Consider the following 19122-nt stretch of genomic DNA (forward strand, 5'->3'; position numbering starts at 1 on the left):
ACATGAGCCGCGTCAGGTGAGTTTCAGACGGATTTGCGGCGGATGCCGATGCTGCGACCGGCCTGCGCCGGTTTGGGCAATTGAGCATGGATGCGGCGCATCGCGTCAAGACGTGTCAGAATATGTTCCGGCATGGGGGCCACGCGCGGGCCGGATTGGTCCACATGCAGGGTCAGCCCCTCGGCTGTGGCAGCAAGCCAACCGTCGACGTGCCACAACTCTTGAAAGCTGTGAAACCGCTTTTCGTCATGGTCGAGCAGTTGAAAGGTGGTGTAGACGCGGTCACCCTCATGCAATTCGCGCAGGTAGCAGACGTGGAATTCGGCCACATAGGTGGTGCAGCCCGTGCGTTGATACTCCGGCCCCAGCCCAATGTCGCCATAGGCTTGGTCAACGCCCTGATCGAACAGGACGTTGTAATAGGCCATGTTCAAATGACCATTGAAATCAATCCATTCGGGGAGAACCTTCATCTCGCTCGAACGGAAGGGGGCCGGGGTCTCGCTCATTACTGGGCGAGCTTGCGCGACACGATTTCGTTGACGGCCTTGGGGTTGGCCTTGCCGCCCGTGGCTTTCATCACCTGACCGACGAACCAACCCGCAAGTTTCGGGTTCTGCTGCGCCTTGGCGACTTGATCGGGGTTGGCGGCGATGATTTCATCTACAGCGGTTTCAATCGCCCCGGTGTCTGTGACCTGCTTGAGGCCCTCAGTCTCCACGATCTCTGCCGGGTCGCGGCCAGTTGTGTAGGTGATTTCAAAGACTTCCTTGGCGATCTTGCCGGAAATCGCATCTGACGCGATTAGATCGACGATGCTGCCAAGCTGCGCCGGGGTGACCGGGCTTTCGGTGATGCCCTTGTCGTCTTTCTTGAGACGCCCGAAGAGTTCGTTGATCACCCAGTTCGCCGCCATCTTGCCATCGCGCCCCTGCGCCACGGCCTCAAAGTAGCCCGCGCTGTCGAGATCGGCGGTCAGCACGGAAGCGTCATAGTCGCTCAGGCCAAAGTCACCGATGAAACGCGCTTTCTTCTGGTCCGGCAGTTCCGGCAGGTTTGCGGCAATCTCGTCCACCCATGCCTGCTCGATCTCAAGCGGCAGCAGATCGGGGTCGGGGAAATAGCGGTAGTCATGCGCCTCTTCTTTGGAGCGCATGGAGCGGGTTTCTTGCTTGTCTGGGTCGAAAAGGCGCGTTTCCTGCACCACTTCGCCACCGGCTTCGACAATCGCGATCTGGCGTTTGGCTTCGACTTCGATGGCCTGCTGGATAAAGCGCATGGAGTTCATGTTCTTGATCTCGCAGCGGGTGCCCAGATGGCTGAAATCCTGTGTCTCTTGGTACTTCTCGTACTGGCCCACGCGGCAGATCGACACGTTCACGTCAGCACGCATCGCGCCGGACTGCATGTCGCCGTTGCAGGTGCCCAGATAGCGCAGGATTTGGCGCAGTTTGCCAAGGTAGGCGGCGGCCTCTTCGGGGCCGCGAATGTCGGGGCGCGAGACGATTTCCATCAGACAGACGCCGGTACGGTTCAGGTCCACGAAAGACATATTCGGGTCCATGTCGTGTATCGATTTGCCCGCGTCCTGTTCCATGTGGATGCGCTCGATCCGCACGAGCCGCGCGGTGCCGTCGCCAATCTCGACCAGCACTTCGCCTTCGCCCACGATGGGTTCATAAAGCTGGCTGATCTGATAGCCCTGCGGCAAGTCGGGGTAGAAGTAGTTCTTGCGGTCGAAGGCGGACTTCAGGTTGATCTCGGCCTTGAGGCCCAGCCCGGTGCGCACGGCCTGTTCGACGCAATATTCGTTGATCACCGGCAGCATGCCGGGCATCGCGGCATCGACGAAGGCCACATTGCTGTTGGGCTCCGCGCCGAATTTGGTCGAGGCGCCGGAGAAGAGTTTCGCGTTCGACGCGACCTGCGCGTGCACCTCCATCCCGATGACCAGTTCCCAGTCATGTTTGGCACCGGCAATCACGCGCGGTTTCGGGGTGTCGTAACTCAGATCAAGCATCGCGGCCGCCTTCGGTCAATTGGAACTTGGCCGGTCATACTGGAGCGCACCACGCGCTTCAAGAGGCAGGCTAGCCCGGCATGGCAATCTGGCGGCGGCCTTCGGTGAAAATGACCCGTTTGCCCGCTTCGATCTCGCCTTGGAACAGGCCGGTGATGATGCGCATCGCCTCATCCCGGCCCGAGGCGGCAAAGCGCCGGGCGGAGCGGACGCGCAGGTTGTTGTCGAAGCCGCGTGCAGCATGGGCCCATAGCAGCGGGTGCAGTTCCGTCATATGGTCCCGCACGATCCAACGCGCGCAATCGGCGATCTCGGCGCGCACGGCCCCTGCGGCATCTTCGGACGGGGTGGCCTGACCGATGGCGCTGGCACAATAGGCGGCCAACAAGTTGGCGGTATGCGGATCGGGGCGACGCGCGAGGATATCGCGCAGCCCTTCGATGAAAAACGGTACATCAAGATTGGCACAGGCCCGCGCATCGCAGCTGATCGCGTCGAATTGCACCCATGTATAGCCGCCCGCGCCCCATGTCTCTTCGGTCCGCGCGGCAGTGCGACGGGCCTCGAGTTCCAATTGGTCATATGAGCCATGCCACCGCGGCAGAAGGTGGTTGCCCATGGCCCGCATGGGGCGCGGGTTTTCGGGGTTCAGGTCGATGAGCCGGGCGTAGCGGTCGGCCACGGCGCGGGCGTCACCGCCGGTTCCCCCCAGTAGGGCACAGTGCGTCGCCGCGAGCAGGGGCGAGGCGGCTGTGTCCTTGTCGAATGGCGCGAGGATTTGCTCCGCGCGTTCAAAATGCGCCGCAAAGGCCGCGTGGTTGCGGGCGGGCACGTCGCTGTCCCAGCCCGTCCCGCGCCAAGCCCAGCCGATGTCCATATGCGCTTGGGCCACGATGGCCGCAATCACGGGGCTTTCGGCATGGTCGGCGAGCACATGTTCCAAGGCTTCGATCCCGGCCATCAGCGGCGCGTCGCTGGCCGGTTTGCCGTCATAGAGCGCATGTTCGGCAGCAAGAATCACATCCGCCCGCGCGCCAAAGGCCATCAGTTCGGCCACCGGCATGGCACCCGGTGTCATTTCGCGGCGCATATCGGCGTCATGCAGCAGGGTTGCCATCTCATCCCAGCGTTCTTGGCGCACCAGCCATTGCGCGCGGTATTGGTGGCGGTCGCGCTGCATCTCTTCGGCGGTGGGGTCGGGGCAGGAAATGCGCAGCAAGGCGTCGCGCGGCGCACGGCGGCGCAGCAGCGGCATTTCCAGCGGTTCAAGCTCGGGCGCTTGGGGCGCGGGTTTGCCAAAGAACCCCTGCAAGGCGGACGGGATCATATGCGAGATTTTCTTCATCTGGGGCCGGTCCTGCCTGCTATTTATCGATGATTTAGGTTTGACCGGGCAATGGGGCGGAACCGTGTCCGGGGTGCGGAGCTTTCGGGAAAATTCTGCAGCGGGGGCGGGCATGAAAGCGTAACCACAGGCCACAATCTGGCATCTGGGCGGCGCGCTGTTTCCCGATCAGAGGAAATCTGCCGATCCTGCGGGGCCGTCATGCTTGCCAACCGCGCTTTGGGGCGGTCTTATGCGCGCCATGAGACCTGCCATGATTGCCCTGCTGCTCTGCACAAGCCCCACATTGCTTTGGGCCGAGCTTCCCAAACAGCCCGCCCCTGTGGTGGAGGTGGATAACGTGGTGCAGACCGCCGCGACCTCTTTGTCTTTCCCCGATGCGGTGGAGGCTGACGAGGAACCGCCCGCGCTTGAAACCGCGCCGTTCACCACAACGCTGCGCCCGCCTGCGCGCCCGGGCAATCTGCCGCGCACGCGCTGGCAACATATGCGGGGGCATTCGCTTTGGACGCGGGCCGCTATTTCGGCGCTCAAGTCGCATGGCAAGCCCTTGGTCGATATGGTGCCTGCCGATATCGAAAGCTGGTGCCCGGCCTATCCGAACGCATCCGAGAGCCAGCGGCGCGCCTTTTGGGTCGGCTTTATGTCGACGCTGGCGAAACATGAAAGCACCTATCGGTCTTGGGCCGTGGGTGGGGGCGGTCGGTGGTATGGGCTGTTGCAAATCCTGCCGGGCACGGCGCGCGGCTATAAGTGTAACGTCGGCAGCGGTGATGCGCTCAAGAACGGGGCGGCGAATCTCAGCTGTGCCGTGCGGATCATGGCGACGACGGTGCCGCGGGACGGGGTGATTGCCGGAAACGGCAAGCGCGGTGTCGGGGCCGATTGGGGGCCGATGCGCAGTGCGTCCAAACGGGCGGATATGTCTCGCTGGCTTCGGCAGCAGTCCTATTGCAAACCGTTGAACGCGACACGGCCCCGCAGCCGTCCGTAAATCATTGGATCAGCGTGAAGTGGTGCCGCTCTGTGGTGATGCCGCGCGCATGTAGCGCGGTTTCCAGTGCGCGGTGCGGTGGGGTGGCCTCGAAGGGCAGTTTGATCTTGCGGCCCGTCTTTAGAATGACTGTGGCGCGGACCGACATATCAAGCCGAGTATCAAGCCGCACGCGGTCGATCTGCGCCAGTGCTATTTTCGCGTCACGCTTGCCGGTGACCCATGACAGATTGTCGGTGTCTAGCGTCAAGCCGCTGCTCGGATTGGTAAAAAGCTCCCAAAGCGCAGGCAGGGTGAAGAGCCCCAGCAGCCCCACAAGCCAGCCCGAAGCATCAAGCCAGAGCCACCCCGCGCCGAGGGCCGCCCAGATCGCGGGCAACACCAGCAGGGCCGTCCGGCTGCGGGCATGGCGGCGGTAGGTATAGGCCGCCATGCTTTCTGTCTGGGGTGCCGCGTCAGGCACCGCGAATGCGGCTAAGCATCTCTGACGTGTCCCGGCTGAGGTCGGGGCTGGCGAGGATGCGGTCCAGTTGCGTCTCGATCATCCCTTGCCGCGTCGCGTCGTAGCGCCGCCATGTCTGAAAGGCCGAACACATCCGCGCCGTGGTCTGCGGGTTCACCGGGTCGAGTTTGATCAACCAGTCGGCCAGCAGCGCGTAGCCTTTGCCGCTTTCGTGGTGGAACCCGGCATGATGCATCGCAAGGCTGCCAAAGACCGCGCGGAAGCGGTTGGGGTTCTTCCAATTGAAATCCGCGTGCTGGGTGAGTTTGCGCGCCACCTCGGCGGCCTCTTCCGGCGCGGCTTGGCTGACTTGCAGCCCGAACCATTTGTCCATCACCAAACGGTCATCGCGCCATTGGACTTCGAAATCCTCCAACGCCTTGTCGCCATGGCCTGCGCGCAGCAATGCGGCCAGTGCGCTGAGTTGCTGGGTCATGTTGTTGGCCTGATCGTACTGCGCCTGCGCGCGCTCTGGCCCCTGCACGCGGGTCAGCAAGGCAAGGGCGGTATTTGTCAGAGCACGTTTGCCCGATTGCGCGGCATTGGGTTGGTAGGGGGCGTCGACCTTATGCCGATCGTAAAGCTCGCTCAGCAGCGGGGCAAAACGCTCGGCCATGGCATCGCGCGTGGCTTCCACCGCCTGATGGATCGCCGCCGGATCCGGGGTCTTGCCCGCGTCATGAAGGGTGCTGGCCAAATCGGCATGGCTGGGCAGGCCCAGCATCAGCGCGCGGTAGGCAGGCTCCAGCGCCTCATCCTCCAGCACCGCCCGCAATGCTGCGAGCCATTCGTCATCCGGCGCGCTGTCTTCGGTGATCGTGGCCAGCAAGGATTGCCGCGCCAAGGTGCGCCCGGCCTCCCACCGGTTGAACGGATCGCTGTCATGGGCAAGCAGCAGCAGGCGCTCTTCTTTCGAGAGGTCTTGATCCAGCACCACCGGAGCGGAGAAGCCCCGCAGCACCGAGGCCACCGGGCGCGCATCCAGCCCGTCGAAGGCAAAGCTCTGCTCCGCTTCGGTCATTTCCAGCACGCGAGAGGGGGCCACTTCGGCCCCGTCCGCGCCGATCAAACCCACGGTGATGGGCAGAACCTGCGGCTTGGGCTCAGGCGTGGCGGCGCTGGGCGGGGTGTGCTGATTGAAGGTCAGCGTGAAGATGCCTTTGCCCGCGTCCCATGCCTCTGTCACCGACAGATGCGGCGTGCCCGCCTGCGCATACCAGCGTTTGAACTGGGTAAGGTCACGGCCCGTGGTGTCTTCGAACACCTTTAGCCAATCTTCGATCGTTGCCGCATCGCCGTCGTGACGCTCGAAATAGAGGTTCAGCGCTTTGGCATAGGCGTCATCGCCCACCAATGTCTTGAGCATGCCGATCACCTCGGCGCCTTTCTCATAAACGGTGGCGGTGTAGAAGTTGTTAATTTCCTGAAAGCTTTCGGGCCGTACCGGATGGGCCAGCGGGCCTTGATCTTCGGCGAACTGGCGCCCGCGCAGGTCGATCACATCGCTGATGCGTTTCACCGCTGGGGACCGCATGTCGGAGGTGAACTGGCTGTCACGGTAGACGGTCAGCCCTTCCTTCAGACAAAGCTGGAACCAATCGCGGCAGGTGATGCGGTTGCCGGTCCAATTGTGGAAATACTCATGGGCGATGATCGCTTCGATCCGCTCGAAATTGTCATCCGTAGAGGTCTCGGGCGAGGCGAGCACGGCGGCGGAGTTGAAAATATTCAGCCCCTTGTTCTCCATCGCGCCCATGTTGAAGTCATCCACCGCGACGATGTTGAAAATATCGAGGTCATATTCGCGGCCATAGACATCTTCGTCCCATTTCATCGACGCCTTCAGCGCCTCCATCCCAAAGGCGCATTTGCCCTCATCACCGGGACGGACATAAAGATTCAGATCGACTTCGCGGCCCGACATGGTGGTGAAGCGATCGGAATGGGCGACCAAATCGCCCGCCACCAGCGCGAAAAGATACGCAGGTTTGGGCCATGGGTCGTGCCATTCGGCGTGGTTCTGCCCCTGCGCCACCGGGTTGCCGTTGGACAGCAAGACAGGATGCGGCCCGTTGATGGTGACGGTAAAGACACTCATCACATCGGGGCGGTCTGGATAATAGGTGATCTTGCGAAAGCCTTCGGCCTCGCATTGGGTGCAATACATGCCGCCCGACATATAAAGCCCTTCAAGGGCGGTGTTGCCCTTGGGATCAATCTCAACCTCGGCTTCCCAGATAAAGGGGCCGTCTGGCACATCGCAGGTCAAACCCCACTCCGTCACCTTCGGGGAGACGGGGTTACCGTCAATCTGCGCGGAAATCAGCGAGAGTTCTTCTCCGTGAAGGAAGAATTCCGCCGTCTGCGCCGCAGGATTTGGGCGAAAGGCGATGCGGCTTTTGACCCGCGTCTTGTGGGGATCAAGCTCAAAGGTCAGTGCCACCTCATCCACAAGGAAGCCGAACGGCTGATAGTCGCTGAGATAGATCGTTTGGGGGGTGGCGTCGCGCATTGGGCCTCCAGTCGGGGGAACGTAATTGGTCTGGGAAAGGTTATGTCTCTAGAAGGCGGCCTGCAAGCCGAGCCGCCCCAACTTCGAGCAATGAGGTGTATCCATGTCCGCCCCCGACAACGATACCGAAACGCAGAAGAAACGTCATCGCCCCGCTTTGATCGGTATCAAAACCGCTATCATCGCGGGCGCGCTATTGATGATTGCTGGCATCGTTTACGCGGTGTTGCAGGCCACGGACCCTTCGCCAGAAGGAGAGGTGCAGCCCGTGGACGGCCCGGCGGACGCCGAGCCTGTGATCGCCACCCCAGAACCGACGGTAAAATAACGCCGTGCCTCGCCGTCCTTCACGCGCTTGCGCCGCTTTGCCTTTCTGCTAGACATTTCGCAAAGGTATTCAGCGCGGGAGAGGGCAGAGAATGACGGGTAGAATTGACAAAAACGGTTTGCAGGTAGACCCCGAACTGGTTGAGTTCATTGAGGGATCGGCCCTGCCGGGCACCGATGTAGAAGCGGATGTTTTTTGGGCGGGCCTGTCGGACCTCGTGCATGATCTGGGGCCGAAGAACCGCGCGCTGCTCGAGAAACGTGCCGAGCTTCAGGCCAAAATCGACGACTGGCACCGCACCCGCGCGGGTCAGCCGCACGACGCGGAAAGCTATACCGCATTCCTGCGCGAGATTGGTTACCTCTTGCCCGAAGGGCCAGATTTTCAGATTGAAACGCAGAACGTCGACCCCGAGATCGCGCAGGTGCCCGGGCCGCAGCTTGTGGTGCCAATCACCAATGCTCGTTTCGCGCTCAACGCCGCCAATGCGCGCTGGGGGAGCCTTTATGATGCGTTCTACGGCACCGATGCGCTGGGTGATTTGCCGATGGGCAAGGGGTATGACGCCGACCGTGGTGCGCGGGTGGTGTCGCAGGCAAAAGCTTTCTTGGATGACGCGGTGCCGCTCTCTGCGGGCAGCCACGCAGATTTGGCGGGCTACCGCGTTGTGGACGGGCATCTCGAAGGTGTGTTGTCTCAGGATGCGGCCCCCTGCGGTTTGGCCGATCCGGCGCAGTTTGCAGGCTACCGGGGCGCGGCAGAAGCGCCAGATGCGATCCTCTTGCGCAACAACGGGCTGCATATTGAGATCAAGATCGACCCGGACCATGCGATTGGCAAAGACGATCCCGCCAGCGTCGCCGATGTGGTCATCGAATCCGCGCTGTCGACCATCATGGACTGCGAAGACAGCGTCGCGGCGGTGGACGCCGAGGACAAGGTGCTGGCCTATGGCAACTGGCTGGGGCTGATGAAGGGCGATCTTGCAGAAACCTTTGAAAAGGGTGGCCAGGCCGTCACCCGCCGCATGGCCGATGATCGGAGCTATACCGCGCCGGATGGCGGTGAAGTGACGCTGAAGGGCCGCTCTTTGATGCTGGTTCGCAATGTCGGACATCTGATGACCAATCCCGCCGTGCTCGACCGCGCGGGGCATGAGATCGGCGAAGGGCTGATGGATGCCATGATCACCACATTGATCGCGATCCACGACCTTAAGCGCGAAGGCGGCAATTCGGTCACCGGCAGCGTCTATGTGGTGAAACCCAAGATGCATGGACCCGAGGAAGTGGCCTTTGCCGATGAGATTTTCACCCATGTGGAAAAGACGCTCGGCCTGCCGCAATATACCGTGAAGCTGGGCATCATGGACGAAGAGCGCCGCACTAGCGCGAACCTCGCGGAATGTATCCGGGCCGCGAAACATCGTGTGGCCTTTATCAACACCGGTTTTCTTGACCGCACAGGGGACGAAATCCACACCAGCATGGAAGCCGGGCCGATGGTGCCCAAGGGCGAGATGAAGAACAGCGCTTGGATCGCTGCCTACGAAGACCGCAACGTCGACATAGGCCTTGCCTGCGGATTGCAGGGGCGGGCGCAGATCGGCAAGGGCATGTGGGCCATGCCCGACCGCATGGCCGAGATGCTGGAGACCAAGATCGGCCACCCCCAATCCGGTGCGAATTGCGCATGGGTGCCATCGCCCACGGCGGCCACGCTACATGCCACACATTACCACAAGGTTAACGTGTTGGCGCGGCAAGAAGAGATCAAAGCGGGCGGCGCGCGCGGCACGCTCGACGCGCTGTTGACCATCCCGGTGCTGGAAGGCCGCAACCTCAGCACCGAAGAAATCACCCGCGAGATTGAGAACAATGCGCAGGGTATTTTGGGGTATGTCGTCCGCTGGATTGATCAAGGGGTCGGCTGCTCCAAAGTGCCCGACATCAACGACGTGGGCCTGATGGAAGACCGCGCCACCTGCCGCATCTCGGCCCAAGCGCTGGCGAATTGGCTGCATCACGGCGTCATCAGCCGCGAAGAAGCCGAGGCTGCGCTTAAAAAAATGGCAGCCGTGGTGGACCGTCAAAACGAGGGCGATCCCAGCTATCGTCCCATGGCGCCCGGCTTTGACGGGGTGGCCTTTCAGGCCGCTTGCGATCTGGTGCTGAAGGGGCGCGAACAGCCCTCGGGCTATACCGAACCGGTGCTGCACGCGCGGCGTTTGGAGTTGAAGGCGCAGAGCCGAGGTTGAGGCCGCGGCGCGAAGCGCCTATGTTCGGGCCATGGTGAAAAAGAGGTAACTCATGGCCCGACCCGTCGTTGGTATCATTGGCAATTCCTACCTGCTGAACGATCAATACCCCGTCCACGCGGGCGGGCAGATGAACACCGAAGCGATTGCCGAGGTGTCGGGCTGCCTGCCGCTGATCGTGCCGAGCGATCCGCGCTTTGTCTCGGTCGAGGAATTGCTGGAGGTCTGCGACGGCTTTTTGCTGACCGGCGGGCGCCCCAATGTGCATCCCGAAGAATACGGTGAACCCGAAACAGAGGCCCATGGTGCTTTTGACCGCGCCCGCGATGCCGTGGCGCTGGCGCTGGTGCGCGCCTGTGTGGCGCGCGGCCAACCGTTCCTCGGGCTGTGCCGCGGCTTTCAAGAGGTGAACGTGGCGATGGGCGGGTCGCTCTACCCTGAGATTCGCGAGCTGCCCGGGCGGATGAACCACCGGATGCCCCCCGATGGCACCATGGAAGAGAAATTCGAGCTGCGCCATGATGTGAGCTTTACCGAAGGCGGTGTTTTCCATCACGTGATGGGGGCATCGAAGGTGCTGACCAACACGCTGCACGGGCAGGGGATCAAGGAACCCGGCCCGCGCGTGGTGATCGACGGCCACGCGGACGACGGCACGCCCGAGGCGATCTACATCAAAGACGCGCCGGGCTTTACCCTCGCGGTGCAATGGCATCCTGAGTGGAACGCGGCCAGTGACCCGGTCTCGCGCCCGTTGTTTGAACATTTCGGTGCCGCGGTGCGGGCTTGGGCCGCGGATGGCTCGGCCCTGCCGGTGATGACTGCCGCGCAATAGAACTGGGCGGCTGACCGCGCGGGTCTCACGGGGCGCGCGCGGCCCTCACTGAATGAGCGCGGGCCGCGCATATTGCGGGCGCTGTCGGGTTGATACCTCTCTTGCGGGGATGCCGCGCGCAGTGCCGCATGACGAGACGACCGCAACCCCCTGTCGAAAACGGGCCATGAAAGATGGGGCCACGATACCGGCTGCCACTGTGATCTGCCGCCAAGCAAGTCAACTGTGCAGGCGGTTCGGGGGCGCGGGTGTCATCATGTGACTGAGCGGCGTTACATCATCGTCCAAGACTGCCTCCTCCGCCGGATGGTCCGCCCTCCGATCCTGCGGCGGGACCTCACGAGAAAAGGCGCGGGAATAGGAACTGTAGGGCCACCCCTCTGGTCGCTGACAATATCCTGCATGCACCGGGCTGAGGTGCACCAGATCGCAGTGCCGCTCGAAATCCGCATGATCGCGTATCCGATGCTCCCAAAAACGCCGCTGCCATATCCCCTTCTCCCTCCGTTTGATCTGCTGCAGGCTGCGATGTGGGGCTGGGGGGAGGTGTCTGGAAAAGCGCCCCTTCCACATGCCGATGCGGTTGCCGTAGTCATTATCATTCGGGGGCAGGGTCCAAACCGTGTGGATCACATCCGGTAGGACCGCGATGGCATCAATCCGGAACGGCCTGCGCGCCAAAGTCTCGCGCATCGCTTGGCGCAGGGCCGTGATATGCCGCAACAGCGCATCATCGTCCCGCTTCGCCAGGCGCAGGGTAAAGAAATAGCAATTAGGGCCCTGGGATGAAATGCGGTCTCTCATGGCCCCATGTTTGGCGCAGCTTGGTTAAACTCCCCTTAACCCTACTACATCTGCCCGCCTGCAATCTCGATCGACTGGCCGTTGACGCTTTCCGAGCCTTCGGCAACCAGCCAAGCCGCTGCCGCCGCCACTTCAGACGGGGCGATCAGGCGTTTGTGGCGGTTGGCGTTGACCATGACATCACGGGCCTTTTCCTCGGACAGCCCGGCGCGGTTGGAGATCGCTTGAGTATTGCGCGCGATGATCTCGGTATCGACATAGCCGGGGCAGAGGGCGTTGAAGGTAAAGGGCTGGCCCATGTAATCCTCACTAAGCGAGCGGATCAGCCCGATCATCCCATGTTTCGAGGCCGAGTAGCAGGCCGCCCCCGGCAGCCCGCGCAGCCCCGCCATGGAGGACACCGCGATCACCCGGCCCCAATCGGTCTGGCGCATGGATTTCAGGCTCTCGCGGATGGTGAGAAAGGCGCCATCGAGATTGGTCGCCATCATGTCGCGCCAGAAATCGAGGTCGGTTTTATGCAGCGATCGCCCCTCGGCCACGCCTGCGTTTGCCACGCAGATTTGCACCGGCCCGTTGGCCTCTACCGCGCGGGCGATCGTGTCGATGACCTGCGCCCCGTCGCGGACATCCATCGCCATGCCGGTGATGCCATTGCCCGACACTGCGTCAAGCACCTCCTGCCGCCGCCCGGTGATGGTGACCCGCGCCCCCTTGGCCGCCAGATCCTGCGCGATGGCGAGCCCGATGCCGGTGCCACCGCCGGTGATGAATGCGTGTTTGTCTTGCAATGTCATAATGCCTCCCCTTTGCGGGCAGGGTGGCGCGCTGGCGGCGGCAGGACAAGAGGCAGCTTCGGATGACGGGGCGTTATTTGAGGGGCAGCACAGGCGAGGGGCGCAGGGTAGTGGCGGCGCAGACACAATTATCTGGGGCGGGCACAGCCACCCTTGCAGCCGCGCGAACATACCCTCACAGGTTGCAGCAGGTAACCTGATCACAGGGCCTTGTTTTGTATTGGAGCAGTATCATGAATTTTTCGCAAATTTCCTCACTGGCGCTGGCCGCGTCCTTTGCATTGGGCGCGACAACGGCAGGGGCCGTGGAAGTCACCGGCGGGTCGGTCGGGCTGTCTTATTCGGCCTTCGCCGAAGACACCGATTTTAACCACTGGGGTCTCGAAGGCGCGATGGAACTGGGGTTCAGCCGCGATTTCAGCCTGCAAATCGATGCCGCCTATCATGATTTTGGCTTTACCGATATCGACAGCACGCTGCTGGGTCTGCACGGCATCTATCACCTGAACGACGCGACCTCTTTCGGCGCTTTCTACACCTTTGAAGACGTCGAAGGCGATGAGGCCGATATCTTTGGGATCGAGGCTGGCTATGAAGTCCGCGAATGGGAGTTCGAGGGCTATATCGCCAATGTCGACGCGGATCTGGGCGATGCCACGCTTGGCGGTATCAAAGCCCGCTATGAGATGCAGGAGGGCTTTGGCCTGACAGGCTCTTATGACATGGCCGACGATGACACCGGCGATCTGTCCCGGTTCGCAATCCGTCTTGACCGCGACGTATCGGTTAACACCAACCTGTTCCTTGAGGTCGGCTCGGCCAAGGCCGAAGCGGGCGGCGTGAACGTCTCTGAACCCTTCGTCGGTTTGGGCGGCGAGATCGCCTTTGGTGCAGATCGTGGGACCACCTTTGACCAGCGCGGGTTGGCCCGGCTGATCCCCGGTCTCTGATACCCACGCATTGGGTCGGCGATTTGGTATGGCCTTCGGGCCATGCCATTGGCGCGGTGTAGAACGGCTGTTCTATCTCCGCTCCGAAAACAGCAAACCGTTCTCTCGGTGTCGCAGCGCAGCAATTTTGCTCCGTTTCACGTAGCGGTTTGCTTGTACTATTGCTGCGCGCGCGCTATCGCTCTGACTAACAAAGTTGCGCCAAAGCGGCGTGACGGGCCAGCAAAGGGGGACTCTTGGTTTGAAGATCGGGACACCAAAGGAAATATTTGAGGGCGAGAACCGGGTCGCAATGACGCCGGACAGCGCGCTGCAACTGCAAAAGCTTGGGCATACATGCGTCATCGAAACCGGCGCCGGTGCGGCTGCGGGCTTTGACGATGCCGCATATGAGGGCGCAGGCGTCGAGGTGGTGAACACCGCCGCTGCTCTCTACAAGGCCGCCGATGTGGTTGCCAAGGTGCGCCCACCGTCTGACGCCGAGGTCAAGCGCCTGCGCGCGGGCCAGACGCTCATTTCCATGTTCAACCCTGCGGGCAACAAAGAGCTGATGGAGGCCGCCGCCGCCAAAGGCGCGACCGTCATGGCGATGGACATGGTGCCGCGCATCAGCCGCGCCCAGAAGATGGACGCGCTGTCCTCCATGGCCAATATCGCGGGCTACCGTGCGGTCATTGAGGCGGGCAACAACTTTGGCCGTTTCTTCACCGGGCAGATCACGGCGGCGGGCAAGGTGCCCCCGGCCAAGGTGCTGGTCGTCGGCGCGGGTGTTGCGGGTCTTGCCGCCATCGGCACATCGACCTCGCTGGGTGCCATCACCCTCGCGTTCGACGTGCGCCCCGAAGTGGCCGAACAGGTCGAATCGATGGGCGCTGAGTTTGTCTATCTCGACTTTGAAGAAGAACAGGCCGATGGGTCGGCTTCGGGCGGTTATGCCTCTGTTTCCTCGCCCGAATTCCGCGAAGCGCAATTGGCCAAGTTCCGCGAATTGGCGCCTGATGTGGACATCGTCATCACCACGGCGCTGATCCCCAACCGCGAAGCACCCGAGCTTTGGACCAAGGACATGGTGCAGGCGATGAAGCCCGGCTCCGTGATCGTCGATCTCGCGGCAGAGAAGGGCGGCAACTGCAAGCTCACCAAGATGGACGAGAAGATCGTCACCGACAACGGTGTCACGATCATCGGTTATACCGATTTCCCCTCGCGCATGGCGACGCAGGCTTCGACACTTTACGCCACCAACATCCGCCACCTGATGACGGATCTGACGCCCGAGAAAGACGGTGTCATCAACCACGATATGGAAGATGACGTGATCCGGGGCGCGACCATCACCCACGAAAAAGAAGTGACCTTCCCACCGCCACCGCCCAAGGTCGCAGCCATCGCGGCCGCACCGAAGAAGGAAAAGGTTAAAGAAAAGACCCCGGAAGAGAAACGGGCTGACGAATTGGCTGCTTTCAAAGCGCAGACCAAGAACCAAGTCACGCTCTTGGCCGTAGGCGCGGCGCTGCTGCTCGGTGTCGGCCTCGTCGCACCCGCCAGCTTCATGCAGCACTTCATCGTCTTCGTTCTGGCGGTCTTTGTCGGTTTCCAAGTCATCTGGGGCGTGGCGCACAGCCTGCACACGCCACTGATGGCGGTGACCAACGCGATCTCCTCGATCATCATTCTGGGCGCGCTGATGCAGATCGGCTCTGGCTCGTGGCTGGTGATCCTTCTTGCTGCCCTGTCGGTCTTCATGTGTGGGATCAACATTTTCGGCGGCTTCCTCGTGACACGGCGCATGCTCGCCATGTTCCAGAAATCCTGAAGGAGCGAGCATCATGGAATACGGATTTACGACAGCGGCCTATGTGGTCGCAGCGGTTCTCTTCATCCTGTCGCTCGGCGGTCTGTCGGGGCAGGAAAGCGCGAAACGCGCGGTATGGTACGGTATCGCCGGCATGGCGCTGGCGGTTGTCGCCACGCTGATCGGGCCGGGGGCGGGGTTCTGGCTCCTCTCGCTGATCCTGATCGCCGCCGGTGGCGCGATCGGCTACCAATTGGCCACCCGCGTGCAGATGACGCAGATGCCGGAACTGGTCGCGGCGATGCACAGCCTTGTGGGCCTCGCGGCGGTCTTCGTGGGCTATAACGCCCATATCGAACTGGGCAACGTAATGGCGATGGACGAGGTGGCGCGCGCCTCCACCGAAGGTTTCGCGGCGCTGCTGGCCAAGAAGGACAGTGTCGAGATCGCGATCCTGCGGGTCGAACTGGTGCTCGGCATCTTCATTGGTGCCGTGACCTTTACCGGCTCTGTCATCGCCTATGGCAAACTGGCGGGCCGCGTCAGCTCGGCAGCGACGAAACTGCCGGGTGGTCACATGCTCAACGCCGGTGCGGCAGCGCTCTCGCTGATCTGCCTGATCTGGTACTTCAACACGGGGGGCTTCTTGCCGCTGTTCATCATGACGCTGGCGGCGCTCTTTATCGGGTATCACCTGATCATGGGCATCGGTGGTGCTGACATGCCGGTGGTTGTGTCGATGCTGAACAGCTACTCCGGCTGGGCCGCGGCGGCGATTGGCTTCTCGCTTGGCAACGATCTGTTGATCGTGGTTGGCGCCTTGGTCGGTTCTTCGGGTGCGATCCTGAGCTACATCATGTGTAAAGCGATGAACCGTTCGTTCGTCAGCGTGATATTGGGCGGCTTTGGCGGGACATCTGGGCCGGCGATGGAGGTCGAAGGCGAGCAGGTGGCGATCGAGGCCGACGGTGTCGCACAGGCGCTCAACGAGGCCGACAGCGTCATCATCATCCCCGGCTACGGCATGGCGGTGGCTCAAGCTCAAGGCGCGGTCAGCGATCTGGTCAAGAAGCTGCGCGCCCGTGGCAAGAACGTCCGCTTTGCCATCCACCCGGTGGCGGGCCGTCTGCCCGGTCACATGAACGTGCTGCTGGCCGAGGCCAAAGTGCCCTATGACATTGTGATGGAGATGGATGAGATCAACGACGATTTCCCCGAGACCGACGTCGCGATCGTCATTGGCTCCAACGACATCGTAAACCCCGCGGCGCAAGACGACCCCAACAGCCCCATCGCTGGCATGCCGGTGCTGGAATGCTGGAAGGCGAAAACCGTCTTCGTCTCCAAGCGCGGGCAGGGCACCGGGTATTCGGGCATCGAGAACCCGCTGTTCTTCAAAGAGAACACGCGCATGTTCTACGGTGACGCGAAGGCCAGCCTCGACAAGCTGCTGCCGCTGATCGACTAATCGTTTTCTTTAAAAGAAAACGACCGGGAATTTTTAAAAAATTCCCGACCTATACATCTTAAACGCCCCGCCGGAAACGGTGGGGCGTTTGCCGTTTCTAGGGGCGGTATACGTCGGTATGCAGTAAGTATCTGAAAAGGCGTATTTTTCTTCTGTTCATCGGCGGCGATAGCGCTATTCTTGGAGAAAGATACTCTCTCCAGCAGCGGAACCCCTCATGGCCCCGATCAAAGACCACCCGCAGCGCCTTGCCCTCACCGGCGAAATGCACGCACGCCCGTTTCCGCAGCTCGCCGCGCCCTCGCGGGTCGCCTTTCTTGCGGTGAAACCGTCGCCGGATGCCGCACCGCAGGCTGAGTTGAACGCGCTGCTGGCCCATTACGGCGCGCCGCGCGCCGATGCTTCGGCCACGCACTACTATGGGGAAATGGGCCGCTTCACGCTGAAATGGGAGCAGCATACCGAATTCGTTACCTATACGGTGATCGCCCCCACTGGCCGAAGCCTGCCTTTCGCCGCTGCGGATTTCGCCGCCTTTCCCGATGATTGGCTGGCCGACATAGAAGGGGAGCGGATCACCTCGGCCTTGCTTGCGGTCCTGCCGAAGCCAGAGGAGGACGAAGAGATCGCGGGTCACCTGCAAGACTGGTTCGTGCCCGAGAGCCTCGCCGTGGCAGAGGTGCTCGACGGGGCAGCGGTGGTTGCCAGCGATTTTCGGATTGATCCCGCTGGCCATCTGCGGCTGGCACTCTTTACCGACGCGGCGACCGGGCAGCGGCGGATTGGGCGGATCGTGCAGCGGCTGTGCGAGATTGAGACCTATAAGGCGATGTCGATGCTGGGCTTCATGCAGGCGCGCGACATGGCGGCGGCCTTGAATGATCTGGATGGTCAGTTGTCGACCCTCATGGGGGCGATGCGGAGCGGGGCGGGCACGGCGGCAGAAGAGACGCTGCATGCGCTGCTGGATGTCTCGGTCGCGCTAGAGGCGCTGACGGCGGAGACCGCCTATCGCTTCGCCGCCACGGGCGCTTATGAGGCCATCGTCTATGAACGTATCTCGGCCCTGCGCGAGGCGCGTTTCATGGGGCGGCAGGGGTTTGGGGAATTCATGATGCGCCGCTATGCGCCCGCCATGCGCACGGTCAAATCTACCAAGACGCGGCTGCAGACCATCGCAGCCCGCGCGCTGAGGGCCGCGGACCTTCTGCGCACGCGGGTGGATGTGGAACGCTCGGCCCAGAACCAAGCGATCCTTGCCAGCATGGACCGCCGCGCCGACCTGCAATTGCGGCTACAGCATACGGTCGAGGGGCTGTCTGTGGTGGCGATCAGCTACTACGCGGTTTCACTGGTCAGCTATCTGCTCTACCCGCTGGCAGAGCCGCTGGCGGTCAGCAAGGGGCTGCTGACCGCCGTGGTCACCGTGCCGGTTGTGCTTGGCGTGTGGTGGACGCTGCGCCACCTGCGGCGGAAGATCGGCTGAGCAACGCCTGCATGGCAAGCGCGCCCAGTGCGATCATCACGATGGCCTCGATGGCCGCGACGGAAAGCGTGGGGACACCCGAAAGGCCCGCGCCCAAGGTGCAGCCTCCGGCCAGCACACCGCCCACGCCCATCATGGCCGCCCCGGTCAGGTAGCGTCCGGTTTGGCGCGGGGCGTCAAAGCTCTGCCACTGAAACTCTCGCGCGATCAGGCTGGCGACCAGCGCGCCGACAAACACGCCGCCCAAAAGCCCGGTGCCAAAGCCCGCGGGGATCGAACTGCTGGCGATGGTCCAGAACAGAGTATCGGCAGAGGGGGAGGTGAAGCTAAGGCTCTCCATCGCGATCGGGTCGAATTCATCCAGCAGGATATACCCGGTGCCGACCCATGCGGCAGGCACCAAAAGCCCGATCAAACCGGCCATTACCAGTTGCCCCGGACGGTTGCCCGAGCGCAGCGCATAGGCCAGCGCCGCCACGGCGATCAGACCGCCCCAAACCAGCGCACCGCCGGGCAGGGCAGCAAGGCTCACGCTGTCGCCCATGTCGACGGTCACGGACCCAAGCGCCACGCGCAGCGGGGCCAGAACCCCTTTGAGCGTGGCATGGGCCACCACGGCAAAGACCAGCACGACCAGCGCCCCGCGCAGGTTGCCGCCGCCTGTCAGCACCGTGAGGCGCGAGATGCAGCCGCGTGTGAGCACCATGCCCGCGCCGAACAGCAGCCCCCCGATGCCAATCGCCAGAAACGGCACGTCACTGGTCATAAAGCGATGCGCGTCGAAACTGATCCAACCCGCGGCCACGGCGGCCTGCGTGCCGATCACCGCCAGCGCCAGCGCGGTGAGCCACACCCCGAGCGCTTGACGCCGGTCTTCGCCCACGAGGCTGCGGCGAAAGCAAAAGCGCGTGCGCTGTGCCAAGACGCCAAACGCCAGCCCGATGAGCGCCGCCAGCAGAACGGACGCCTCTTTTGCTGTCGTCTCTTCAAAGCCGAAAAACTCAAACATCGCGAAAACCCTCGAAAACG

The 19122-nt window shown here is 62.4% G+C and carries 16 protein-coding genes; 8 read left to right on the plus strand and 8 right to left on the minus strand.

The features are described 5' to 3' along the window. Positions 1 to 23: 23 nt before the first annotated feature. From R1T45_RS11410 to R1T45_RS11420, 3 genes are all read right to left on the minus strand, one after another. The gene (locus tag R1T45_RS11410; protein WP_317390871.1) at positions 24 to 509 is read right to left on the minus strand and encodes a thioesterase family protein; all 486 of its coding nucleotides are present in this window, start codon (positions 507 to 509) and stop codon (positions 24 to 26) included. Continuing rightward, positions 509 to 2020, minus strand: a complete 1512-nt coding sequence (gene gatB, locus R1T45_RS11415) for an Asp-tRNA(Asn)/Glu-tRNA(Gln) amidotransferase subunit GatB (RefSeq protein ID WP_317390872.1) — start codon at positions 2018 to 2020, stop codon at positions 509 to 511. Before gatB ends, R1T45_RS11410 begins: the two co-directional genes overlap by 1 nt. A gap of 70 nt (positions 2021 to 2090) precedes the next feature. Continuing rightward, positions 2091 to 3365, minus strand: a complete 1275-nt coding sequence (locus tag R1T45_RS11420) for a hypothetical protein (protein WP_317390873.1) — start codon at positions 3363 to 3365, stop codon at positions 2091 to 2093. Between the two features lie 253 nt (positions 3366 to 3618). Between R1T45_RS11420 and R1T45_RS11425 the strand changes: the two genes are divergently transcribed. Next, entirely contained in the window at positions 3619 to 4359 is a 741-nt protein-coding gene (locus tag R1T45_RS11425) for a transglycosylase SLT domain-containing protein (protein WP_240791586.1), read from the plus strand. A 1-nt stretch (position 4360) separates the two neighbouring features. Here R1T45_RS11425 and R1T45_RS11430 read toward each other — a convergent pair whose 3' ends face one another. Together R1T45_RS11430 and pepN are read right to left on the minus strand one after the other, a co-directional pair. Continuing rightward, positions 4361 to 4792, minus strand: a complete 432-nt coding sequence (locus R1T45_RS11430) for a hypothetical protein (RefSeq protein ID WP_240791587.1) — start codon at positions 4790 to 4792, stop codon at positions 4361 to 4363. Positions 4793 to 4814: 22 nt separating this feature from the next. Then, complete coding sequence (pepN, locus tag R1T45_RS11435; protein ID WP_317390874.1) at positions 4815 to 7373, minus strand: aminopeptidase N; 2559 nt, start codon at positions 7371 to 7373, stop codon at positions 4815 to 4817. 103 nt (positions 7374 to 7476) lie between these two features. On the opposite strand from pepN, the gene R1T45_RS11440 reads away from it, so the two are divergent. The 3 genes from R1T45_RS11440 to R1T45_RS11450 all read left to right on the plus strand — a co-directional run bounded on the left by R1T45_RS11440 (position 7477) and on the right by R1T45_RS11450 (position 10793). After that, positions 7477 to 7701 carry a hypothetical protein gene (locus tag R1T45_RS11440; RefSeq protein ID WP_067938439.1) on the plus strand — a complete coding sequence of 75 codons (225 nt, stop codon included), beginning with the start codon at positions 7477 to 7479 and terminating at the stop codon, positions 7699 to 7701. 91 nt (positions 7702 to 7792) lie between these two features. Next, a complete protein-coding gene (locus R1T45_RS11445; RefSeq protein ID WP_317390875.1) occupies positions 7793 to 9958 on the plus strand; it encodes a malate synthase G in 2166 nt (721 codons plus the stop codon). Positions 9959 to 10010: 52 nt separating this feature from the next. Then, positions 10011 to 10793 carry a gamma-glutamyl-gamma-aminobutyrate hydrolase family protein gene (locus R1T45_RS11450; protein ID WP_120351356.1) on the plus strand — a complete coding sequence of 261 codons (783 nt, stop codon included), beginning with the start codon at positions 10011 to 10013 and terminating at the stop codon, positions 10791 to 10793. A gap of 219 nt (positions 10794 to 11012) precedes the next feature. On the opposite strand, the gene R1T45_RS11455 is transcribed toward R1T45_RS11450, so the two are convergent. Next, positions 11013 to 11597, minus strand: coding sequence for an REP-associated tyrosine transposase (locus R1T45_RS11455; protein WP_411041394.1), 585 nt, complete (start codon positions 11595 to 11597; stop codon positions 11013 to 11015). A 44-nt stretch (positions 11598 to 11641) separates the two neighbouring features. Next, positions 11642 to 12394, minus strand: coding sequence for an SDR family oxidoreductase (locus R1T45_RS11460; protein ID WP_317390877.1), 753 nt, complete (start codon positions 12392 to 12394; stop codon positions 11642 to 11644). A 233-nt stretch (positions 12395 to 12627) separates the two neighbouring features. Here R1T45_RS11460 and R1T45_RS11465 point away from each other — a divergent pair, with 233 nt between their 5' ends. From R1T45_RS11465 to R1T45_RS11480, 4 genes are all read left to right on the plus strand, one after another. Then, entirely contained in the window at positions 12628 to 13344 is a 717-nt protein-coding gene (locus R1T45_RS11465; protein WP_317390878.1) for a porin, read from the plus strand. 241 nt (positions 13345 to 13585) lie between these two features. Next, entirely contained in the window at positions 13586 to 15160 is a 1575-nt protein-coding gene (locus R1T45_RS11470; RefSeq protein ID WP_317390879.1) for a Re/Si-specific NAD(P)(+) transhydrogenase subunit alpha, read from the plus strand. A gap of 13 nt (positions 15161 to 15173) precedes the next feature. Next, positions 15174 to 16607 (plus strand): NAD(P)(+) transhydrogenase (Re/Si-specific) subunit beta, encoded by a 1434-nt coding sequence (locus tag R1T45_RS11475; RefSeq protein WP_120351353.1) that lies wholly within the window; start codon positions 15174 to 15176, stop codon positions 16605 to 16607. A gap of 217 nt (positions 16608 to 16824) precedes the next feature. Continuing rightward, entirely contained in the window at positions 16825 to 18093 is a 1269-nt protein-coding gene (locus R1T45_RS11480) for a DUF3422 domain-containing protein (protein WP_317390880.1), read from the plus strand. Here the strand turns inward: R1T45_RS11480 and R1T45_RS11485 are convergent. Next, entirely contained in the window at positions 18029 to 19102 is a 1074-nt protein-coding gene (locus R1T45_RS11485) for a YeeE/YedE family protein (RefSeq protein ID WP_317390881.1), read from the minus strand. The two genes, R1T45_RS11480 and R1T45_RS11485, sit on opposite strands and share 65 nt — an antisense overlap. Between the last annotated feature and the right edge of the window lie 20 nt (positions 19103 to 19122).

The sequence above is a fragment of the Sulfitobacter sp. LC.270.F.C4 genome (assembly GCF_032922545.1).
Classification (GTDB): domain Bacteria; phylum Pseudomonadota; class Alphaproteobacteria; order Rhodobacterales; family Rhodobacteraceae; genus Sulfitobacter; species Sulfitobacter profundi.

Coding starts and splice junctions, on each gene's coding strand:
- R1T45_RS11485 (WP_317390881.1), bottom strand. CDS start 19,102: ATGTTTGAGTTTTTCGGCTTTGAAGAGACGACAGCAAAAGAGGCGTCC.
- R1T45_RS11480 (WP_317390880.1), top strand. CDS start 16,825: ATGGCCCCGATCAAAGACCACCCGCAGCGCCTTGCCCTCACCGGCGAA.
- R1T45_RS11445 (WP_317390875.1), top strand. CDS start 7,793: ATGACGGGTAGAATTGACAAAAACGGTTTGCAGGTAGACCCCGAACTG.
- R1T45_RS11465 (WP_317390878.1), top strand. CDS start 12,628: ATGAATTTTTCGCAAATTTCCTCACTGGCGCTGGCCGCGTCCTTTGCA.
- R1T45_RS11420 (WP_317390873.1), bottom strand. CDS start 3,365: ATGAAGAAAATCTCGCATATGATCCCGTCCGCCTTGCAGGGGTTCTTT.
- pepN (WP_317390874.1), bottom strand. CDS start 7,373: ATGCGCGACGCCACCCCCCAAACGATCTATCTCAGCGACTATCAGCCG.
- R1T45_RS11475 (WP_120351353.1), top strand. CDS start 15,174: ATGGAATACGGATTTACGACAGCGGCCTATGTGGTCGCAGCGGTTCTC.
- R1T45_RS11450 (WP_120351356.1), top strand. CDS start 10,011: ATGGCCCGACCCGTCGTTGGTATCATTGGCAATTCCTACCTGCTGAAC.
- R1T45_RS11410 (WP_317390871.1), bottom strand. CDS start 509: ATGAGCGAGACCCCGGCCCCCTTCCGTTCGAGCGAGATGAAGGTTCTC.
- R1T45_RS11430 (WP_240791587.1), bottom strand. CDS start 4,792: ATGGCGGCCTATACCTACCGCCGCCATGCCCGCAGCCGGACGGCCCTG.
- R1T45_RS11460 (WP_317390877.1), bottom strand. CDS start 12,394: ATGACATTGCAAGACAAACACGCATTCATCACCGGCGGTGGCACCGGC.
- R1T45_RS11455 (WP_411041394.1), bottom strand. CDS start 11,597: ATGAGAGACCGCATTTCATCCCAGGGCCCTAATTGCTATTTCTTTACC.
- R1T45_RS11440 (WP_067938439.1), top strand. CDS start 7,477: ATGTCCGCCCCCGACAACGATACCGAAACGCAGAAGAAACGTCATCGC.
- gatB (WP_317390872.1), bottom strand. CDS start 2,020: ATGCTTGATCTGAGTTACGACACCCCGAAACCGCGCGTGATTGCCGGT.
- R1T45_RS11425 (WP_240791586.1), top strand. CDS start 3,619: ATGATTGCCCTGCTGCTCTGCACAAGCCCCACATTGCTTTGGGCCGAG.